The sequence below is a fragment of the Mesorhizobium sp. M1A.T.Ca.IN.004.03.1.1 genome, assembly GCF_003997555.1.
GTDB lineage: Bacteria > Pseudomonadota > Alphaproteobacteria > Rhizobiales > Rhizobiaceae > Mesorhizobium.
The window spans coordinates 88,720-108,198 of sequence record NZ_RZTV01000004.1 but is presented as its reverse complement, the minus strand read 5'-3'; the positions used below and the strand labels follow the sequence as shown (position 1 = coordinate 108,198).

At 64.3% G+C, this 19,479-nt stretch carries 18 protein-coding genes; 11 read left to right on the top strand and 7 right to left on the bottom strand.

The genetic code is table 11. The features are described 5' to 3' along the window. Positions 1-98: 98 nt before the first annotated feature. The 3 genes from EOD29_RS14455 (at position 99) to EOD29_RS14445 (ending at position 3,742) form a co-directional block, all read left to right on the top strand. Positions 99-482 carry a hypothetical protein gene (locus tag EOD29_RS14455; RefSeq protein WP_067004095.1) on the top strand — a complete coding sequence of 128 codons (384 nt, stop codon included), beginning with the start codon at positions 99-101 and terminating at the stop codon, positions 480-482. 200 nt (positions 483-682) lie between these two features. Next, positions 683-2,929: a transglycosylase domain-containing protein gene (locus tag EOD29_RS14450; protein WP_127247054.1), complete on the top strand. Its 2,247-nt coding sequence runs from the start codon at positions 683-685 to the stop codon at positions 2,927-2,929. 63 nt (positions 2,930-2,992) lie between these two features. Beyond that, a complete protein-coding gene (locus EOD29_RS14445; RefSeq protein ID WP_067004093.1) occupies positions 2,993-3,742 on the top strand; it encodes an SDR family oxidoreductase in 750 nt (249 codons plus the stop codon). Positions 3,743-3,808: 66 nt separating this feature from the next. Here EOD29_RS14445 and ybaL read toward each other — a convergent pair whose 3' ends face one another. Together ybaL and EOD29_RS14435 are read right to left on the bottom strand one after the other, a co-directional pair. After that, complete coding sequence (ybaL, locus tag EOD29_RS14440) at positions 3,809-5,611, bottom strand: YbaL family putative K(+) efflux transporter (protein WP_245475345.1); 1,803 nt, start codon at positions 5,609-5,611, stop codon at positions 3,809-3,811. 213 nt (positions 5,612-5,824) lie between these two features. After that, complete coding sequence (locus EOD29_RS14435; RefSeq protein WP_164747059.1) at positions 5,825-6,265, bottom strand: host attachment family protein; 441 nt, start codon at positions 6,263-6,265, stop codon at positions 5,825-5,827. A gap of 418 nt (positions 6,266-6,683) precedes the next feature. On the opposite strand from EOD29_RS14435, the gene cysG reads away from it, so the two are divergent. The 6 genes from cysG to EOD29_RS14405 all read left to right on the top strand — a co-directional run bounded on the left by cysG (position 6,684) and on the right by EOD29_RS14405 (position 12,467). Further along, complete coding sequence (gene cysG / locus EOD29_RS14430) at positions 6,684-8,132, top strand: siroheme synthase CysG (protein ID WP_127247053.1); 1,449 nt, start codon at positions 6,684-6,686, stop codon at positions 8,130-8,132. After that, the gene (locus tag EOD29_RS14425) at positions 8,129-8,434 is read left to right on the top strand and encodes a DUF2849 domain-containing protein (RefSeq protein WP_127242316.1); all 306 of its coding nucleotides are present in this window, start codon (positions 8,129-8,131) and stop codon (positions 8,432-8,434) included. The genes cysG and EOD29_RS14425 overlap by 4 nt, the downstream gene beginning before the upstream one ends. Positions 8,435-8,474: 40 nt before the next feature. Beyond that, positions 8,475-10,145: a nitrite/sulfite reductase gene (locus EOD29_RS14420; protein WP_127247052.1), complete on the top strand. Its 1,671-nt coding sequence runs from the start codon at positions 8,475-8,477 to the stop codon at positions 10,143-10,145. Beyond that, positions 10,120-10,884, top strand: a complete 765-nt coding sequence (locus EOD29_RS14415; RefSeq protein ID WP_067318910.1) for a phosphoadenylyl-sulfate reductase — start codon at positions 10,120-10,122, stop codon at positions 10,882-10,884. The genes EOD29_RS14420 and EOD29_RS14415 overlap by 26 nt, the downstream gene beginning before the upstream one ends. Before the next feature lie 186 nt (positions 10,885-11,070). After that, positions 11,071-11,604, top strand: a complete 534-nt coding sequence (locus EOD29_RS14410; RefSeq protein WP_067318908.1) for a DUF934 domain-containing protein — start codon at positions 11,071-11,073, stop codon at positions 11,602-11,604. A gap of 242 nt (positions 11,605-11,846) precedes the next feature. Continuing rightward, a complete protein-coding gene (locus EOD29_RS14405; protein ID WP_067318906.1) occupies positions 11,847-12,467 on the top strand; it encodes a DJ-1/PfpI family protein in 621 nt (206 codons plus the stop codon). Between the two features lie 40 nt (positions 12,468-12,507). On the opposite strand, the gene EOD29_RS14400 is transcribed toward EOD29_RS14405, so the two are convergent. Next, entirely contained in the window at positions 12,508-12,708 is a 201-nt protein-coding gene (locus EOD29_RS14400) for a hypothetical protein (RefSeq protein WP_067318902.1), read from the bottom strand. Positions 12,709-12,926: 218 nt separating this feature from the next. Here EOD29_RS14400 and grpE point away from each other — a divergent pair, with 218 nt between their 5' ends. Together grpE and EOD29_RS14390 are read left to right on the top strand one after the other, a co-directional pair. Further along, positions 12,927-13,577: a nucleotide exchange factor GrpE gene (gene grpE, locus EOD29_RS14395; RefSeq protein WP_127247051.1), complete on the top strand. Its 651-nt coding sequence runs from the start codon at positions 12,927-12,929 to the stop codon at positions 13,575-13,577. 110 nt (positions 13,578-13,687) lie between these two features. Beyond that, entirely contained in the window at positions 13,688-14,320 is a 633-nt protein-coding gene (locus EOD29_RS14390; RefSeq protein ID WP_067318898.1) for a trimeric intracellular cation channel family protein, read from the top strand. 130 nt (positions 14,321-14,450) lie between these two features. On the opposite strand, the gene EOD29_RS14385 is transcribed toward EOD29_RS14390, so the two are convergent. The 4 genes from EOD29_RS14385 to lspA form a co-directional block, all read right to left on the bottom strand. After that, entirely contained in the window at positions 14,451-15,335 is an 885-nt protein-coding gene (locus EOD29_RS14385; RefSeq protein ID WP_082953625.1) for a GNAT family N-acetyltransferase, read from the bottom strand. A 186-nt stretch (positions 15,336-15,521) separates the two neighbouring features. Further along, complete coding sequence (locus EOD29_RS14380; protein ID WP_095800575.1) at positions 15,522-17,801, bottom strand: PAS domain-containing hybrid sensor histidine kinase/response regulator; 2,280 nt, start codon at positions 17,799-17,801, stop codon at positions 15,522-15,524. Positions 17,802-17,944: 143 nt separating this feature from the next. Continuing rightward, positions 17,945-18,934 (bottom strand): MDR family oxidoreductase, encoded by a 990-nt coding sequence (locus tag EOD29_RS14375; RefSeq protein ID WP_095823598.1) that lies wholly within the window; start codon positions 18,932-18,934, stop codon positions 17,945-17,947. A gap of 52 nt (positions 18,935-18,986) precedes the next feature. Continuing rightward, positions 18,987-19,475, bottom strand: coding sequence for a signal peptidase II (gene lspA, locus EOD29_RS14370; RefSeq protein WP_127247050.1), 489 nt, complete (start codon positions 19,473-19,475; stop codon positions 18,987-18,989). Positions 19,476-19,479 lie beyond the last annotated feature (4 nt).

The following is a 19,479-nucleotide window of genomic DNA, read 5'->3' as shown; positions in this document are numbered from 1 at the left end:
GCGTGGGCGGCAAACGGATGACGTCCGCGCGGTTCGGCGATATCATGCTGCGTATAGGGAGTTTTGGGGCCGACCAACCTAGCCTCTAGGAGGTTGCCATGAAGCACCAAACACTGGACCAGCTGCACGCCGTTGCCGAGGTCCGCACCGCCAAACCCGTCATGAGCCGAACCCAGCGCCTCGCACGTTGGGCGGAGCTTCTCGAACGTGAGCCAAACCGGCTCCTGACCGCGCTGATCGGCACTGAATATCGTGCCCCGCGGGAACGCAATGTCATGCGGGGCGCCGGCTCGCCCATATCCGTCGCCCTGGAAGACCCCGTTCTGCACGACGAGGGTTTGAAGAACGACACCTACGGCGAAGCAAAACGCTTCTTCGAGCTGACCGACTATCAGCTGCACGAGATCGTCTGCTACTGCCATGTCGGCGATGTCATGCGGGCATCGAGAGCTGCGCTCTCGGTCCGTGCCGTGCTCGACTAGTCCGAGCCGACACTCGCCCGCCTATGCAAACGCTGGAGCGCGGCCGGAATCCCACGCCGATCGCGCTCCGTCAGGTGGCCGCTTACCAAACATTTGCTTTTCAATCACTTCGATTTTTCCCCACTTAACGCGCCTTTAAACCGCCGCATCTACTCTGCAACCCGAGCGCCATCGGCATCGGGGACAGCAAGCACAGCGCAATGGCGAACCGCAGAGACAGTCGCATCGAACCGAGCTTCGAGGGCTCGCCGCGGGCGAAACCCTCCGACGGCTTTTCGGTCAGCGAGGAGGATCGCGTCGTGCCGGCAAATCGTAAATCCGCAGCGAAACGCAAATCCGCCAAGGCGAAATCGCGCGGCCGGGGGCGCGATCGCAGCCAGCGCGGTCTGTTTTCCATCTTCGGCCGCCTGCTCTACTGGTGCTTCGTTTTCTGCATCTGGGGCGGCATCGCGGTGGCCGGCGTCGTCGTCTATTACGGCGCCAAGATGCCGGCGGCGACCACATGGTCGATCCCCGACCGCGCGCCCAACATCAAGATCGTCTCGGTCGACGGGCAACTCATCGCAAATCGCGGCATGAGCGGCGGCGAGGCCGTCGGCCTCAATGAAATGTCGCCCTATATTCCCGAGGCCGTCGTCGCCATCGAGGACCGGCGGTTCTATTCGCATTTCGGCATCGACCCGATCGGGCTGACGCGCGCCATGGTCACCAACGTCCTTGGCGGTCATTTCTCGCAAGGCGGCTCGACGCTGACGCAGCAGCTGGCCAAGAACCTGTTCCTGACGCCGGATCGCACGCTGGAGCGCAAGGTGCAGGAAGTGCTGCTGGCGCTGTGGCTGGAGCACAAGCACAGCAAGGACCAGATCCTCGAAATGTATCTCAACCGGGTCTATTTCGGGTCCGGCGCCTATGGCGTGGAGGCCGCCTCGCGGCGGTACTTCGGCAAGAGCGCGCGCGATGTCACGCTTTCCGAGGCAGCGCTTCTGGCCGGTTTGCTCAAGGCGCCGTCGCGGCTTTCGCCGGCGCGCGATCCCAAGGCGGCGGAAGAACGCGCACAGCTCGTGCTCGCCGCCATGCGCGAGGAAGGCAAGATCGGCGACAAGGAATACAAAATGGCGCTGAGCGCGCCGGCGACGCGCTCGCCCTCCTACTGGACCGGTTCGGAGAATTACGTCGCCGACACGGTCATGGAGGAACTTCCCGACCTGATCGGCGACGTGCGCGGCGACATCATCATCGACACCACCGTGGATCTGACGCTGCAGAAGCTCGCCGAGCAGTCGATCCGCCGGCTGATCGACGAGAGCGGCAAGAAGCTCAACGTCACCCAGGGCGCGTTGGTGTCGATCGATGATTCCGGCGCCGTTCGCGCCATGGTCGGCGGTTACGACTATTCGACCAGCCAGTTCGACCGCGCCTCGGAAGCGCGGCGCCAGCCGGGATCGGCCTTCAAGCCTTTCGTCTACATGGCGGCGCTGGAAGCAGGCCGCACACCGGACAGCGTGCGCAACGACGCCCCGATCAGAATAGGCAAATGGACGCCGGAGAATTATGGCGGCAAATATTATGGCAAGGTGACGCTGGCCACCGCACTGGCGAAGTCGCTGAACTCGGTGGCGGCGCAACTCACCATGGAGGTCGGCCCCGACGCCGTGGTTGAGGCCGCGCACCGCATGGGCATCCAATCCGACCTGCAGTCGAACACCTCGATAGCGCTCGGCACCTCGGAAGTCACGCCGCTGGAACTGACCGCCGCCTATGTGCCTTTCGCCAATGGCGGCTACAAGCCGGATATCCATTTCATCCAGCGCGTCACCACGGCTAGCGGCAAGGTGCTCTACGAAAACAATGGCGGCAGCGCGCCGCGCGTCCTCAAGGCCGACATCGTCGGCATGATGAACTCTATGATGACGGGCACGGTCGAAGTCGGCACCGCCAAGAAGGCGGCCTTCAACTGGCCCTCGGCCGGCAAGACCGGCACCAGCCAGAATTCACGCGACGCCTGGTTCGTCGGCTATACCGCCAACCTCACGACGGGTGTGTGGTTCGGCAATGACGACGGCAGCCCGATGAAGAAGGTGACCGGCGGCGCCTTGCCGGCGCAGGCCTGGCACGAATTCATGGTCGCCGCGCATGAAGGCTTGCCGGTCAGGCCGTTGCCCGGCACGTGGAAATCGACGCCGCCCGATACGGTCGTGCCGGACGAGATACCCTCGGCGGACAACTCGCAGCCGGCGCCGCCCGCGCCCGTCAGCCAGTCGAGCCCTGTCGCCCAGGCGCCCGCACGGCAGGCGCGTCCAGCCCAGACGGTCGATGCCGGCGGCTTCGATATGCCGAGCGACGGCGGGACTACCGCCTCGGTCGGGCATCCGGTGCCGCCCGGCGATGTCGGCGGCCCGAAGAAAAGGCGCCAGACGTCGATCCTCGACATCCTCAGCGGCGGTTGAGCGGCAACTCGCCTCTCGCAATGGCTGGCGCCTTCGGCTACATGTCCGGCCGGAGATCAAGCCATGGCCGAAATCGACAGCAGAAAAACCATCGTTCTCACCGGCGCCAGCCGCGGCATCGGCCATGCGACGGTGAAACGCTTTTCACGCGAGGGCTGGCGCGTCATCACCTGCTCGCGCCAGGCCTTTGCCGAGGACTGTCCATGGCCGGCCGGTCCCGAGGACCACATCAAGGTCGACCTTGCCGACCAGGAGGATGTCGGCATTGCCGTCTCGGAAATCCGCCACCGGCTGGAGGCGCATGGCGGGCAGTTGCACGCGCTGGTCAACAATGCCGGCATCTCGCCGAAGCTCAAGGACGGCGGCCGGATGAACTCGATCGAGACGCCGATGCATGTCTGGCGCGACGTGTTCCAGGTCAATTTCTTCGCGCCGATCATGCTGGCGAGAGGGCTGTTCAAGGAACTCGCCGCCGCCAAGGGCTCAATCGTCAACGTCACCTCGATCGCCGGCACGCGCGTGCATCCATTTGCCGGCACGGCCTATGCGACGTCGAAGGCGGCGCTGGGTTCTCTGACGCGCGAGATGGCGCATGACTTCGGGCCGCACGGCATCCGCGTCAATGCGATCGCGCCGGGCGAGATCGACACGGCGATCCTGTCGCCCGGCACCGACAAGATCGTCGAGACGATCCCGCTGAGAAGGCTGGGCGCCACGTCGGAAGTGGCCGACATCATCTTTTTCCTGTGTTCGGGCCAGGCGTCCTACGTGACCGGCTCGGAAATCCACATCAATGGCGGCCAGCACGTGTGACTTCCATCTCAGCGACATCGCTTCCGTTATTCGTTTCCTGATCCGCTTGGTTTGTGCAGGCGAGCGTCAGGCAGGCTGCGGCCTGATCTCGGCAGCGGCGTCGTCCAACCGAGCGGGTGACATGCCGGTAACCGCCTCGACGATGCCGCGTGCTATTTCGCGCTCGCCCATGATCACGGTGTCGGCGCCGAGAGCCTTGAGATGCTCGACCTCGGCATCGGAATGGGCGCGCGCAATGACGCTGATGCCGGGATTGGCCGCGCGCGCCCGCAACACCACCTGTCCCGCCTCGAAGGCGTTGGGGATGGCGAGGATCAGCCGTTTGGCGCCTTCCGGATTGGTGGCCGCGAAGACGTCCGCATTGGCGGCATTGCCGGCCACCGTTTCGACGCCCTCGGCCCTCAGCTTCGCCAGCGTCTTGTCGGCATCCTCGACGACCAGGAAGGGCAGGGCGGCTTGTTTCAGCGCGGCACCCACGAGGCTGCCGACACGTCCATAGCCGATCAGGATGGAATGGTCGGTGAGTCCCGTTCGCGGCGGCAGACCATTCTCGCTTTCAGACACTGCCGCCGCCGAGGCCACCTGGCCGGGCTCGGTCGCCGGGCCGATCGGCCTTGATTCCTCGGGCTCTGCCGTTTTGCCGGCGCGCTTTTCCAGCCACGGCTTCATCCTGTCGACGATCAGGAACATCAGCGGGTTGAGCAGGATCGACAGGATGGCGCCGGCCAGAATGAGGTCGCGGCCCTGTTCGGGCAGAAGCTTCAACCCGACGCCGAGCTCGGCCAGGATAAAGGAGAATTCGCCGATCTGGGCAAGGCTGGCCGAGATCATCAGCGCGGTCGCGACCGGATAGCGGAAGGCGATCACGATGACGAAAGCGGCGAGCGATTTGCCGATGAGGATGATGGCTAAGGTCGCCAGGATCGGCAGGCCGTTGCTGACCAGGCTGAACGGATCGAACAGCATGCCGACGGAAACGAAGAACAGCACGGAAAAAGCGTCGCGCAGCGGCAGCGATTCTTCCGCCGCCCGGTGGCTGAGCTCGGACTCGCTCATGACCATGCCGGCGAAGAAGGCGCCGAGCGCCAGCGAGACGCCGAACAGCTTCGCCGCGCCGAAGGCGACGCCGAGCGCGATGGCAAGCACCGAGAGCCGGAACAGCTCGCGTGAGCCGGTATGGGCGACATAGTGCAGGATCCAGGGGATGACCCTGCGGCCTACGACCAGCATGACGACGACGAAGGCGACGACCTTGGCCAGCGTTATGCCGACCACGCCCCATATGCCGTGGCTGGCGGGCAGCGAAAGCAGGCTCGCATGGTCGTCGGCCTGCGGCTGGCCGCCAAGCACGCCGGCGAGCGCCGGCAAAAGCACCAGCGCCAGCACCATGGCCAAATCCTCGACGATCAGCCAGCCGACGGCGATGCGGCCGCGCTCGGTCTCGATCAGCCGCCGCTCCTGCATGGCGCGCAGCAGCACGACGGTCGAGGCGACGGAGAGCGCGAGGCCGAAGACAAGGCCGGCGCCGAGCGACCAGCCAAGCAGCCAGGCGAGGCCGACGCCGAGCAGCGTGGCAAAGCCGATCTGCACGACGGCGCCGGGCACGGCGATTGCGCGGACCGACAAAAGATCCTTCAGCGAGAAATGCAGGCCGACGCCGAACATCAGCAGGATGACGCCGATCTCGGCGAGCTCGTTGGCAAGGCTGGCGTCGGCGACGAAGCCCGGCGTGTTCGGCCCGACCAGCACACCGGCCACGAGATAGCCGACCAGCGGCGGGATGCGGAATCGGTTGGCCAATGCTCCGAAAACGAAGGCAAGCCCCAAACCGGCGACGATGGTGGCGATCAGGGGCGTGTCATGCGGCATTGTCTATGGAGCGCCTTCCGAGAATTCACGATGTCGATAAGCGCCGCCCCGAGGGCCGCCGCCCCTTCCCAATATGGTCGGGGGAGGGGCGGTGACGCAACCACCGCTACACGGAAATCGGCGCCGCGATCGGGCGCCGGATGAGAAAATCAGAGCGAGTCGCCATCAGGGGCACGGCATCAATCCCCTGCACTGTGCGTTCCTGCGTGCCGCTCAGGCCGCTTTGAGCAGATTCTCGATGTCGAAGACGGTATGATTGGTCAGCGTCTTGGGGATTTCGGCCTGCACTTTTTCACTGACTTCCTTGTGCAGCTTCTGACGCATCTCGCCGAGCACCTGCGGCGGCGCGATCAGCACGAGCTGGTCGAACTCACCCCGATGTGCAAGCTTGTAGAGCCGATCGGCAATATCGCTTGCGAAACGTTCCTTGCCGAGGCGATGCCAGTCGGTTTCTTCGATCGCGCTGCGTGGCCCTTCGGCATACCGGCCCGGTTTATCGGTGCCTTGCTCCCTGGTGGCGGGATTTTCCTGCTCCATCTCCTGAACCACCTCGAGGTTCGGAAACTTGCTATCGCCTTCATTGCGGAGGAAAAGCGCCTTCTCGCCGTCGGCCACGACCACCCAGAGACCGCGTTTAAGCTTGATGTTCATGATTTTCCTCCTTGCCTTGAGCACAAATCGAGCCCCGCGAGAGCGGCTCGACCGACGGGATGGATCGTTAGCGAAACGTGCCGCCGAGCATGATAGTTCCGGATCAACTAACGACTGCAGGATGTGCTGCAAGCGGCAGCGATCTCACCCACCAGCAAGACGCGTCTTAATCTACTTAATTGGTAGAATTTAGAAAAAACCGTTTGCCGTGTCGGCTGCACGGCGCTAAAAACTCTGCCGGATCAGTAGCTCTCGGAGAGGTGCCCGACCACCTCAAGCTCCGACGTAGAATTTTTTTCTCCTGCCTTTCGCGGCTGCGAAAAAGCGATTGCCTGCCATCAAGGGATGCGCGAGTGCTTGCCTTCTGGTTTTTCCCAGGCCCGCATAAAACTGCCAGACTGTTCTCGTACTGTTTATCGCCATGTCGCCAGCCAATGCCAAGCTCAACGCCTTCCCCGTCTTCCTGCGGGTCGACGGCGAAGCCGTGGCCATCGTCGGCAACGGCGAGGAGGCACTGGCCAAGGCCAGGCTGCTTGCTCAGTCAAACGCGACGCTGCGCATCATTGCGGACAATGCCGATCCCGAGCTTCTGAATTTCATTGCAACCGCCGGCGCTGTCCACGTCGACGTCGCCTACGATGCCGCGCACCTCGAGGACGCGGCCATGGTGTTTGCCGCCAGCGGCGACGAGGCGCTCGACCGTCGCGTCGTCGAAGACGCCCGCCGGCTGGGCATTCCGGTCAACGCCGTCGACCGGCCTGAGCTCTGCGATTTCTTCACCCCGGCGCTGGTCAACCGCGCGCCGGTCGCCATCGCCATCGGCACCGAGGGCGCCGGCCCTGTGCTGGCGCAGCTGCTGCGGGTGCGCATCGATCGCATGCTGTCGCCGTCGCTTGGCCGGCTGGCAGCCTTGGCGTCGTCGTTTCGCACTGCTGCCGAGCGGCTGCCGAAGGGCAATCGCCGCCGCCGGTTCTGGAGCGATTTCTTCGCCGGCCTCCCGGCCAAGGCGGTTGAAGCCGGAGAGTTCGCCAGGGCGCATAGCGCTGCGCTTGAACTTTTGACTTCGGACGCGCCGACCGCAGGTCACATCGCTCTGGTCGGCGCCGGCCCGGGCGCGGAGGATCTTTTGACGCTGCGCGCCCACCGCCTGCTGATGGAGGCCGACGCGATCGTCTATGACGCGCTGGTGCCGGAAGCGATCGTCGCCATGGGGCGCCGCGATGCCGAGCGCTTGCCTGTCGGCAAGCGCAAGGGCTGCCATTCCAAGAGCCAGGAAGAAATCAACGCTCTGCTCATCGAGCTTGGCCGCGCCGGCAAGCGCGTGGTGCGGCTGAAATCAGGCGATCCGCTTGTGTTCGGGCGGGCGGGCGAGGAAATGGCAGCACTTCGCGAGGCCGGCATCGCCTATGAGGTGGTTCCGGGCGTGACCGCCGCCTTCGCCGCGGCCGCCGATTTCGAATTGCCGCTGACGCTGCGCGGCGTGACGTCCTCGATGGTGTTCACCACCGGGCATGACCTCAAGGGCAACTCACTGCCCGATTGGGCAAAGCTTGCCATTTCCGGCGCCACCGTCGCCGTCTATATGGGCCGCTCGGTTGCAGCCGAAGTCGCCAGCCGGCTGATCGAAGCCGGGCTGTCGCCCGATACCGCCGTCGCCGTGGTGGAGAATGCCAGCCTTGGCAATCGCCGCCGCTTCCACGGCACGCTCGCCGACCTGCCGTCGCTGGAAGCGCGCGCCGATCTTACCGGTCCGGTCATGACCATCATCGGCGACGCGGTCGCCGGCGCCAATTTCGAACAATCCGAGCCGCTTGCGGCGCACACGCGTGAAGATACGGCCGGCGTAGCGGCCGAAGGAGTTGAGCAATGAAGGTTCTGACCGCGAACAGGCTCTCGGACGGTATCGCCGTCTGGTACGCCGATGGCGGCTGGGCGGAGACCGTCACTCGTGCCGACATCGCCCATGACAAGGCGGCGGAGGATCGGCTCGAGGCCATCGGCGCCGCGGCCGCTGCCAGCAACGAAGTCGTCGACGTCAACCTGATCGATGTGACCGTGATCAACGGCGCGGTCGAGCCGGTGCGGCTGCGCGAGAAGATCCGCGCCGCGGGCCCCACCATCCGCACCGACCTCGGCAAGCAGGCGAGCCCGGCTCCGGCACGGGCGGCATAGAACACAAGAAAGCGGGCGGACGGGCCCTGAAAGACGAAGCATGTACCGTTACGACGAGTTCGACCACGATTTCGTAAAGGCCCGCGTCGCCGAGTTCAGCGACCAGGTGCAGCGCCGGCTTGCCGGCGATATCACCGAGGACCAGTTCCGGCCGCTCCGGCTGATGAACGGCGTCTATTTGCAGCTGCACGCCTATATGCTGCGTATCGCCGTGCCCTATGGCACGCTGAACAGCAGGCAATTGCGCATGCTCGGCCACATCGCCCGCAAATACGACAAGGGCTACGGCCACTTCACCACGCGCCAGAACATCCAGTTCAACTGGCCGGCGCTGTCCGACATCCCGGCGATCCTTGCTGATCTGGCGAGTGTCGAAATGCATGCCATCCAGACCAGCGGCAACTGCATCCGCAACGTCACCGCGGATCATTTCGCCGGCGCGGCCGCCGACGAGGTTGCCGATCCGCGTCCCTATGCGGAGATCCTGCGCCAGTGGTCGTCGGTGCATCCGGAGTTCTCGTACCTGCCGCGCAAGTTCAAGATCGCGGTGACCGGCGCCGAGCGTGATCGCGCCGCCATCCAGACGCACGACATCGGGCTGCATCTGAAGAAGAACGCGGCCGGCGAGCTGGGCTTTGCCGTCTATGTCGGTGGCGGCCAGGGCCGCACGCCGATGGTCGCCAAGAAGATCCGCGACTTCCTGCCGGAAGCCGAGCTGTTGTCCTACTGCACGGCGATCCTGCGCGTTTACAACCTCTATGGCCGCCGCGATAACAAGTACAAGGCGCGTATCAAGATCCTCGTCCACGAGACCGGGGTCGAGGAGATCACCCGCCAGATCGAGGCCGAATGGCAGGAGTTGAAGGACGCGGAGCTGAAGCTGCCGGACGCCGACATCCAGGCGATCAATGCCTATTTCGCGCCGCCGGCATTGCCTGACCGGCCGGAAGGCGACGCGCAGGTGAAGCAGACGCGGCTCGATTCCAAGAGTTTTTCGGAGTGGCTCGACCAGAATGTCGTAACGCATCGCCACCCCGACTATGCGGCGGTGACGATCTCGCTCAAGGGCATCGGCGAGGTGCCCGGCGACGCCTCCGACAGCCAGATGGAGGCGGTCGCCGACATCGCCGAGAAATACGCCTTCGACGAGCTGCGCGTCAGCCACGAGCAGAACCTGATCCTGCCGCATGTGGCGCGCGCCGACCTCAAGGCCGTCTATGACGCCCTGGTCGAGATCGGCTTGGCGACCGCCAATTCCAACCTGATCAGCGATATCATCTCTTGCCCCGGCCTCGATTATTGCGCGCTTGCTACCGCGCGTTCGATCCCGGTTGCCCAGGAAATCTCGCGCCGCTTTGCCTCGCTGGAGCGGCAGCGCGAGATCGGTGAGCTGAAGCTGAAGATCTCCGGCTGCATCAACGCCTGCGGCCACCACCATGTCGGCCATATCGGCATTCTCGGCGTGGAGAAGAAGGGCTCCGAGCTCTACCAGGTCACGCTTGGCGGCTCGGCCGACGAGAACACGTCGGTCGGCGAGATCATCGGCCGCGGTTTCTCTTCGGAAGAAATCACCGATGCCATCGAGCAGATCGTCGACACCTATCTCGGCCTTCGGCTCAATCCCAGTGAACGTTTTATCGACGCCTACCGCCGTGTCGGTCCCGCGCCGTTCAAGGAGGCGCTCTATGCTGGCGAAACCAAGGCCGCTTGACCGGATCGGCGGCGTCGAGGCCGGCGTTGCCGCGGAAGCGGCGGGGCTCGACGCGCTGCTCGGCCATCTGAAGCCGATCGAGATCATCGAGCGCTCGGCGCGTGAATTTTTCCGCGGCGACGTTGCCGCCGTATCGTCCTTCGGAGCCGATTCGGCAGTCCTCCTGCACATGATTGCCGAGATCGACCGCTCGCTGCCAGTGATCTTTCTCGACACCGGCAAGCATTTCGAGGAGACGCTGGGCTACCGCGACGCGCTGGTCGCCGATTTCGGCCTGACCGATGTGAGAGTGATCAAGCCGGACGAAGCGGCGCTCGAACGCGTCGATCCGACCGGCAGGCTGTATGAGACCGATACCGACGCCTGTTGCAACCTGCGCAAGGTCGAGCCGCTGGCGCGTGGCGTCGAGCCGTTCCGCGCCTGGTTCACCGGGCGCAAGCGCTTCCAGGCTTCGACGCGCGCGGCACTCCCGGTCTTCGAGGCCGTCGGCTCGCGCATCCGCATCAATCCGCTCGCGCATTGGACGACATCCGACCAGGCCGACTACATGCGCGCGCATGCGCTGCGCGAAAACCCGCTGGTCGCCTATGGCTATCTGTCGATCGGCTGCTTCCCCTGCACGCAGCCGGTACAGCCAGGCGAGGATGCGCGCAGCGGCCGCTGGGCGGGGCACGCCAAGACCGAGTGCGGCATCCATCTGTCGGGGCTGGAGAAGTCGCTGACCGACGCATCACTTTAAGGACAGCCGCTACTCAGGTGAGGCCGGCCTGCAAATGGCGGGTTCCTGCGCTTTCGGAGCTCGCGTAGTTGAAGTACGTTCCGCTCCCGTTCTCGAAAGCCACCATTTTCGACTCCGGGCCGACCTGAACAGCGACATATCCTTTCATTCTTAGGGCATTAGGATCTTAGGGCATTAGGAATTTTGATGACTGAGCCGACCAAATCGGAAACCCGCCTCTGGACCCCGAACGGTTTCCGCGAGGACGAATGGACCCATGCCGAGAGCGCCGAAGCGCTTGCCGGCAATGGCCGCTTCATCCTCCCGTTGCAGGCCTTTCTCGGGCTCGATGACGATATCCGCAGGTCGGCCAAGGAGCGCCTCGGCGTGCTCCTGCTCCCCGGCGACGAGCTCGACAAGATCGTCGGCCTGCTCGACCAGCTGTCGCTGGTGGCGCTTGCCTTCCCGGCCTTCAACGACGGCCGCTCCTTCTCCAAGGGCGAATTGCTGCGCACCCGGCATAACTTCAAAGGCGCGGTGCGCGCCACGGGCCAGGTCCTGGTCGATCAATTGCCGCATATGCTGCGGCTCGGCTTCGACGAGTTCGAGGTCTCCAATCCGGTGCTGTTGAAGCGGCTGGAGGAAGGGCGCACAGGAGGCTTGCCAGTCTATTACCAGCCGGCGGTAGAGCCGGAAGCCAAGGGCCCGAAATATTCCTGGCGGCGCAAACGCCCGGGCTGAGCCGTCCCCGCGCTGACCGCCGAAGGCAGCCATCCGGTAAACCAAGCGAGCCTGCAGCTTTGGTCTGACCAAGCACCTTGCTTTTGACGTCTTGGCGCAGTCGATTCAGTTCTACGCGCCTCTTTGCAACAATCTGGTCAGACCATTTCTGCGAATTTCACTTTCTCTTTTGCCGTCTTGCCCTTAGGATACGGTGATTATTTCGCGCTCCGAAATAAACAGCCGGCAAAGGAGGAAACGGCATGGTAGGCAAGAAGATACTGATGCTCGTTGGCGAGTTCAGCGAAGAATACGAGATTTTCGTTTTTGAGCAGGCGATGCATGCGGTCGGCCACACAGTCCATGTCGTCTGCCCGGACAAGAAGGCCGGCGACGTGCTCAAGACCTCGCTGCACGACTTCGAGGGCCATCAGACCTATACGGAAAAGCTCGGCCACGACTATATCCTCAACAAGACATTCGCCGAGGTGAATCCCGCCGATTACGACGCGGTCTACGCTGCGGGCGGACGCGGGCCGGAATATATTCGCATCGACAAGCGCGTGCAGGCGCTGGTCAGGCATTTCCACGAGACCGGCAAGCCGATCTTCACCATCTGCCACGGTGTGCAAATCCTGATCGCGGTCGACGGCGTGGTGCGCGGCAGGGAGGTGGCGGCGCTGCAGTATTGCGAGCCCGAAGTGACGCTTGCCGGGGGCACCTATATCGACGTGTCGCCGACCGGCGCGCATGTCGACGGCAATCTGGTTTCGGCAAAGGGATGGCCCGGCCTTGCGTCGTTCATGCGGGAGTGCCTCAAGGTGCTTGGCACCGAGATCCGTCATGGCGAGGCTCTGATGCGCGACGAGCGCAGAGCCGCATAGCTCCTCAGCGCCTTACGCTGTGGAACTGGGGAAGGGCGGTCTAGTGCTGCCGCTGGCCGTCCGCCTTGTCCGTCTCGGCGCCGTCCAGGCGGTCGAGCAGATCCGTGAACTGCTTGGGCACTTCTTTTTCCAGGCGAAATGCCGGAAGCGTGCGCAGAAGGCGCTTGGTCGCTTCGGTGCCAACCTGTCGCCTGATATCGTCGGCGAGCTTGGCGCGCCTTTCGCCGATGTTGCCCTTCATGGTCCCAAAATCCTGTGTCGGCTTCGAAACTCTCGCAGCCCGGCAATGGTTCCCGCATAGGCCCTTAGCGGCAAGCAAAGCCGTCCGGTACGGTAAAATTTGAATTAATTTGGAACGATCGCGGAAGGGCCGTCATCGGTGCTTGCCCCTTGATTTTTGGCCCCTAAACCTCGATATCGGGCGCAAATCCAAACCAATCCGAATGACGGGAAACGGCGATGAGCGACCAGGCAAAAGACGAACGCGCGCCCGAGGAAATCGAAGCCAGCCCGGCTTCCGAGGCCCGGGCTTCCGGCGAACGTACGGAAGGCGGCGTCGACGGCGACTATGAGGCGCTTGTGCGGTTGCTGAAGGAAAACGAGGAACTGAAGGATCGGGCGCTTCGCGTAGCTGCCGAAATGGAGAATCTGCGGCGCCGTACCGCGCGTGATGTACATGACGCACGCACCTACGCTGTGGCCAATTTCGCGCGCGACATGCTGTCGGTGTCGGACAATTTGCGCCGCGCGCTGGACGCCATTCCGACCGAGGCCAAGGCCTCCGGCGATGCCGGCTTCAAGGCGCTGATCGAGGGCGTCGACCTCACCGAGCGCGCCATGCTGGCGGCGCTGGAGCGGCACGGGGTGAAGAAGCTTGCGCCCGAAGGCGAGAAGTTCGACCCGAACTTCCATCAGGCGATGTTCGAAGTGCCCAACCCCGACGTTCCGGCCGGGACCGTGGTCCAGGTCGTGCAACCCGGCTATTCGATCGGCGAGCGCGTGTTGAGGCCGGCGATGGTCGGCGTCTCCAAGGGCGGCCCAAAGGCCGCCGCCGCCGAAGCGCCAGTCGAGCCGGGCCCGGTGAACGAGCAGGCCGAGAAGGATGCGTGAAGGGAGCCAATAGCGAATAGGGAATAGCGAACAGGGAAGGCGGTTCCAACCGCACCGCTTCGTGATATTCACTGTGCACTGACTATTCGCCAATCACTATTCGCTCGCCCATGAATCCCATCGAGCTGCTCGACTATGCCGGCGTCGCCGTCTTCGCGGCGACCGGCGCACTTGCCGCGTCACGCAAAGAGCTCGATATCATCGGCTTCCTGTTTCTGGCCAGCATCACCGGCATCGGTGGCGGAACGCTACGCGACGTCATTCTCAACCTGCCGGTGTTCTGGGTCGCCAACAGCGGCTATGTGCTGATCTGCGCCGTGATGGCAGTGCTTGTCTTCTTCAGCGCCCATCGTGTGGAATCCCGCTACAAGCTGCTGCTCTGGCTCGATGCGATCGGACTTGCCGCCTTTGCGGTGATGGGGGCTGCAAAGGGCCTGGCGATCACCGGCTCCCCGGTCGTTTCGGTCATCACCGGGGTGCTCACCGCGACCTTCGGCGGCATATTGCGCGACCTGATCGCAGGCGAGCCTTCCGTGCTGCTCAGGCCCGAAATCTATGTCACCGCGGCGCTTGCGGGTGCAGCGCTCTTCACGGTTGGCGATCTCGTTGGCATGTCGGCCCTGCCATCCAGCCTGCTCGGCTTTGCGGCGGCCTTCCTGGTGCGGGGCGGGGCGCTCAAATTCGGCTGGTCGTTCCCGGCCTATAAGAGCCGGCCCGGGCGAAGGCCGGAGGATATTCCGTGATAGCAAACAGCGAACAGCGAATAGAGAGTAGCGAATAGGGCTGTTGTAGTCAGCCTACTATCGTTAGTTCCTTCGCTATTCGCTATTCGCTATTCGCTATTCGCTATTCGCTATTCGCTATTCGCCAGACTCACGCCGCGAAACGCTGGCCTTCGCCGCCATAGTAGTTGACGTAGCGGGCGCCGATCTCCTTGACCGGCATGACGACGAAAATGTCGACGGTCGAGAATTCGTGGTCGATGACGCAGCCGTCGCCGATGCGGGCGCCGACACGCAGATAGCCTTTGACGAGCGGCGGCATGGCGGCGATCGCGGCCTTGGCATTGACCGCCTCGATCGGCATCAAGTCCATCGAGCAGTAGCGGCCGGCCACCGCCCGGACATCCCAGGCCTGGTCGGTGCGGCAGTGATGGGCGAGATAGGTAAGCGCCTCCGCATGCGCCGCCGGCACGGTGCCGTGGAAGGAGGCGCAGCCGGTCATCACGCCGATGCCATAGTGGTTGATATAGGCCCAGATGCCTTGCCAGAGCGCCTCGATGGTGCGCTTGGAGCGGTATTCCGGCAGCACGCAGGAGCGCCCGAGTTCGAGGAAGCGTTGGCCCGGATGGCGCGCCACCAGCTTGGTCAGTTCGAACTCGCCCTCGGAGTAGAAGCCGCCCGCCGCGGTGGCGATCTCCTGCCGCAGCAGGCGATAGGTGCCGACGATACGGCGGTGCTCTGGGCCGGGAAGCGAGGTGTCGAAAACCAGGAGATGATCGCAGAGCGGGTCGAAGCGGTCGGCATCGCGCCGATCCTGCGCCTGGAACAAATCCTTCCTCGCGCCGAGTTCGTCATAGAATACCCGATAACGCACTTCCTGGGCGGCGGCGATCTCGGCCCCGTTGCGGGCGAGCCGCACTTCCAGGTTGCCGATGCGGCCCAGCGGTGCGCCGCTTGCGAAAGCGTCGGCGGCACGCGCGCCGAGAAGGGCGCTGGCGTTCGGCCGAGTATCGCATTCAGGCATGACTGTATGCACGAGTGATTCTCCTTCGAGCCATCCCTCTTGGCACGGGGATACGGTGTAGGTGCAACAGGATTGTGACAGTACCGTGATACGGCGATCCCGGCAATACTTCGTCGGCTGGGCAATACCCTCAACCGGCTATCTTATGGCTGCGAAAGCCAAGCAATCCAAGGCGTTCCGGAAAGTCTAAAAAATTCGTTACGCCGCTGCCTGGCTCTCGACGGCCTGGACGAGCGCATCGGGGTCGAGAGGCTTGGTGACGAAGCCGCTGGCGCCGTGGGCCAAAACCGTGTGGCGCGTCTTTTCCTGGCTGTCGGCGGAAAGCACCATGATCGGGATCGGCGGCACGGCAAGCGCTTCCTCATGGCGGCGGATGGCGGCGATCGCGTCCAGCCCGTCCATCACCGGCATGTGGAGATCCATCAGCACGACATCGAAACGATGCTTGAGGCCGGCGTCGGTGACGGCTTCGACCGCGGCCTTGCCGTTGCTGACGATCTTGACGCGATGTCCAGCCTTGAGCAGCGTGGCGCGGGCAAGCATCGCGTTGATGTCATTGTCCTCCGCGATCAGCACGGACAGGCCCTTGTCGCGGCGGCGGACGGACGCGGTGCCGCGCGGTTCCGACCGCGGCTCGGCGGGTGCCGGCACATGGCTGGTCAACAGCACGCGCAGCAGCGTTTCGCCGCGCACCGGCCGGGCGAGGAACGTCGCGTAGCCGTTGGCGCGGAATTCGCCAAGCATGCCGCGATCGGCGGGTGCGATCAGGGTGATGGCCTGGCAGTCGACAAAACCGCTCTGACGCAGCCGCTTGAGCAGGCGGCCGTCGCTGTTCTCGAGCGCGGCGTCGACCAGAAGCACGTTGCAGCCGGCGGCGAAGGCAATGGCCTGGTCCGGCGTGGCCGCGATCTCGACGGCACCGCCATGCGCGCGGATGGTGCGAGCGATGGCATCGGCCTCGACGGCATTCTTGGACACGATCACCGCGCGTCGGCCCGAGAGGATGTCCCGGCGATACTGTGGCGGTTGGGTTGCCGCGGTCGCCGGAATGTCGAAGACGAATTCGGATCCCTCGCCTAGCCGGCTCGAAACCGAGATCGTGCCGCCCATGGCGATCACCAGGCGCTTGGAGATGGCGAGGCCGAGACCGGCGCCGCCGTGCACCCTGGTCGAAGTACCGTCGGATTGCTCGAATTCCTCGAAGATGCGCTCCATATCCTCTTCGCGCAGCCCCGGACCGGTGTCGGCGATGGTGAAGCGGATGCGGTCGGTGCTCTCGGTGCTGGCGCGCGCGACGGTAAGCAGCACGCCGCCTGTGTCGGTGAACTTGACGGCATTGCCGATGAGGTTGAGCAGCACCTGGCGCACGCGACCGGGGTCGGCGGTGATCATCTGCGGCACGTCGGGTTCGACGTGACAGCCGAGGCCGATGGTCTTGGAGAAGGCCTTCGCGGCCAGCAGCTCGATGATGTTGTCGGCGATCTCACGCAGTGATGTCGGCTGCGGCTCGGGATCGAAGCGGCCGGCCTCGATCTTGGAGTAGTCGAGCAGATCCTCGATCAGCGCCAGCAGCGAGCTTGCGGAAGTCGAGACGGCGCCGACATAGGTACGCTGCTCGGGCGACAGGTCGGTGTCGGCAAGCAGCTTCGCCATGCCCATGATGCCATTCATCGGCGTGCGGATCTCGTGGCTGACGGTGGCAAGGAAGCGCGACTTGGCCTGGCTGGCGTATTCGGCCCGCTCGCGGGCGGTGATCAGCGACGATTCGGCGCGCTTGCGGGCGGTGATGTCACGGGCGATCGCCCGGTGCGAAACAGCACCGGTGTCCCTGTCCCGCACCGAGAGCTCGATCCAGGAGAACCAGCGCGGCCCGTTCGGCGTGCGGATGGCGACATCGGTGGAGCTCAGGCATTCATGATCCGAAAAGGCGGCCTCGGGCACGACGCCGACGTCGATGCCGAGCTCGGAAAGCGTCTTGCCTGCGAGGTCGCGCTGATCGATCTCGACGAGCGAGGCGAACACCTTGTTGGCGTAGACGATGTGGCCGTCGCGGTCGCGATGGACAACGAGGTCGCCGAGCGCATCGATCAGACCGCGAAAACGCTCTTCGCTCTCCTGCATCTCCCACATGCGATCGGCGAGGGTCTCGATCTCGGCGCGGCTACGGGCGGCCGTCTCGTCGAGAAGTGCGGCGGTGCGCCGCTCGGCGCGCTGGTTGCGCAGATGCATCATCAGGCCGCCCAGACCCGTCGCCAGGAGGCCTATGGTGATGAAGATCGGCGCTCCGGTGAGATGCGCCAGCCCGGCCAGGACGACTATGGCGACGATCGTCAGGAACGGCAGGCCTTCATGACTGTCCGCTTGCAATGCGGGGACCAGCGGCGGCGCGACAAGCACCTGCCGCTTCGGCGCGTCAGGACCCAGTCCGTCGTCGCCTGCGGCTTTGCTGTCCTGTCTGAAGTCGGAGTCCGCGAGCATGCGGAAAACCTTGCCAGACAGAGATTATGGAAGATTGCGGCGGATCGTTCGAATTTTAGTCGTCCGTGCCGATAACCGGCAGTTTTTGCCTGATTTTGGGCAGTTCGGACGGGAAATCGCCGAACGCTATTCCTGGGATCGCCCTACAGATCGACGACCACGCGGCCTCTGATCCTGCCCTCCACGATATCGCGCGCAGCGCCGATGATGCCGTCGAAGCCGATCGAGCGCGACAGGGTCGACAGTTTCTGGAGGTCGAGGTCGGCGCCGATGCGGCGCCACGCCTCGAGGCGGACCGCTTTCGGCGCCATGACGGAATCGATGCCGAGCAGCGATACGCCGCGCAGGATGAAGGGGGCGACGCTCGTCGGAAGGTCCATGCCGCCGGCCAGGCCGCACGCGGCGATCGCGCCGCCATAGGACGTCATCGACAGCACGTTGGCCAGTGTATGGGTGCCGACCGAGTCGACGCCGCCGGCCCAGCGTTCCTTGGCCAGCGGCTTGGCCGGCTGGCTGAGGTCGTCCCGTGAGATCACCTCAGCCGCGCCGAGGTCGATCAGATAGGGGCTTTCAGCATTGCGCCCGGTCGAGGCGATCACATGGTAGCCGAGGGTGGAAAGGATCGAGATGGCGACCGAGCCGACGCCGCCGGCGGCCCCCGTCACCACCACCGGTCCGCGATCCGGCACGATGCCATGCCGCTCCAGCGCCATGACGGCGAGCATTGCCGTATAGCCGGCGGTGCCGACTGCCATCGCATCATGCGGGCTCATCCCGTCGGGCAGCGGCACCAGCCAGTCGCCCTTGACGCGGGCGCGGGCGGCAAAGGCGCCGTAATGCGTCTCGCCGACGCCCCAGCCATTGAGGATGACCTTGTCGCCCTTGCGCCAGTCGGGGTGCGAAGATTCGATGACAGTGCCGGCGAAATCGATGCCGGGCACCAGCGGCCAGCGGCGCACCACCGGGGCCTTGCCGGTGATGGCCAGCCCATCCTTGTAATTCACCGTCGTCGCCTCGACGGCGACGGTGACATCGCCTTCCATCAGGTCAGCTTCGGTGAGGTCGACGATCTCGACCGACTGCTTCTTCTCGGCGTCGCGCGAAACGAGGATGGCTTTGAAGGTATCGGACACTTTGGTCTCCTCGTTTTGTTTGAAACAAATTTGCGGCGGTGGCCGCGCTTGGTCAATTGCCTGGATCCTGGGACCTGGTTTCCCGCCGCCAGCCGATCAGCTCGTCGAACACGACCAGCGCGGCGCCGACCGAAATGAAGGCGTCGGCAAAGTTGAACACCGCGAAGGACCAGACCGGCGTGTGGAAAAGAATATAGTCGATCACGTGGCCGTAGACCGCGCGGTCGATCAGATTGCCGAGCGCGCCGCCGACGATCAGGGCGAAGCCGATCCGGGCAAGGACGTGGCCGGCGGGCGTGCGCACCGCCAGATACAGCACGAAGGCGACGACAAGCGCGGCGATGGCCACCAGGCCGGTGTCGCCGAAGGACGAGAACATCGAGAAGGCGATGCCGGTGTTGTAGGTGCGAAACAGCGCCAGGAAAGGCAGAAGATCGACCTTTTCCTGGAAGGCGAGGCCGTTTTCCACCAGCTGTTTTATCCACTGGTCGAGTGCGATAGCGAGCACGACCAGCAGGGCGTAAGGGAACCAGGATTTCACGTTT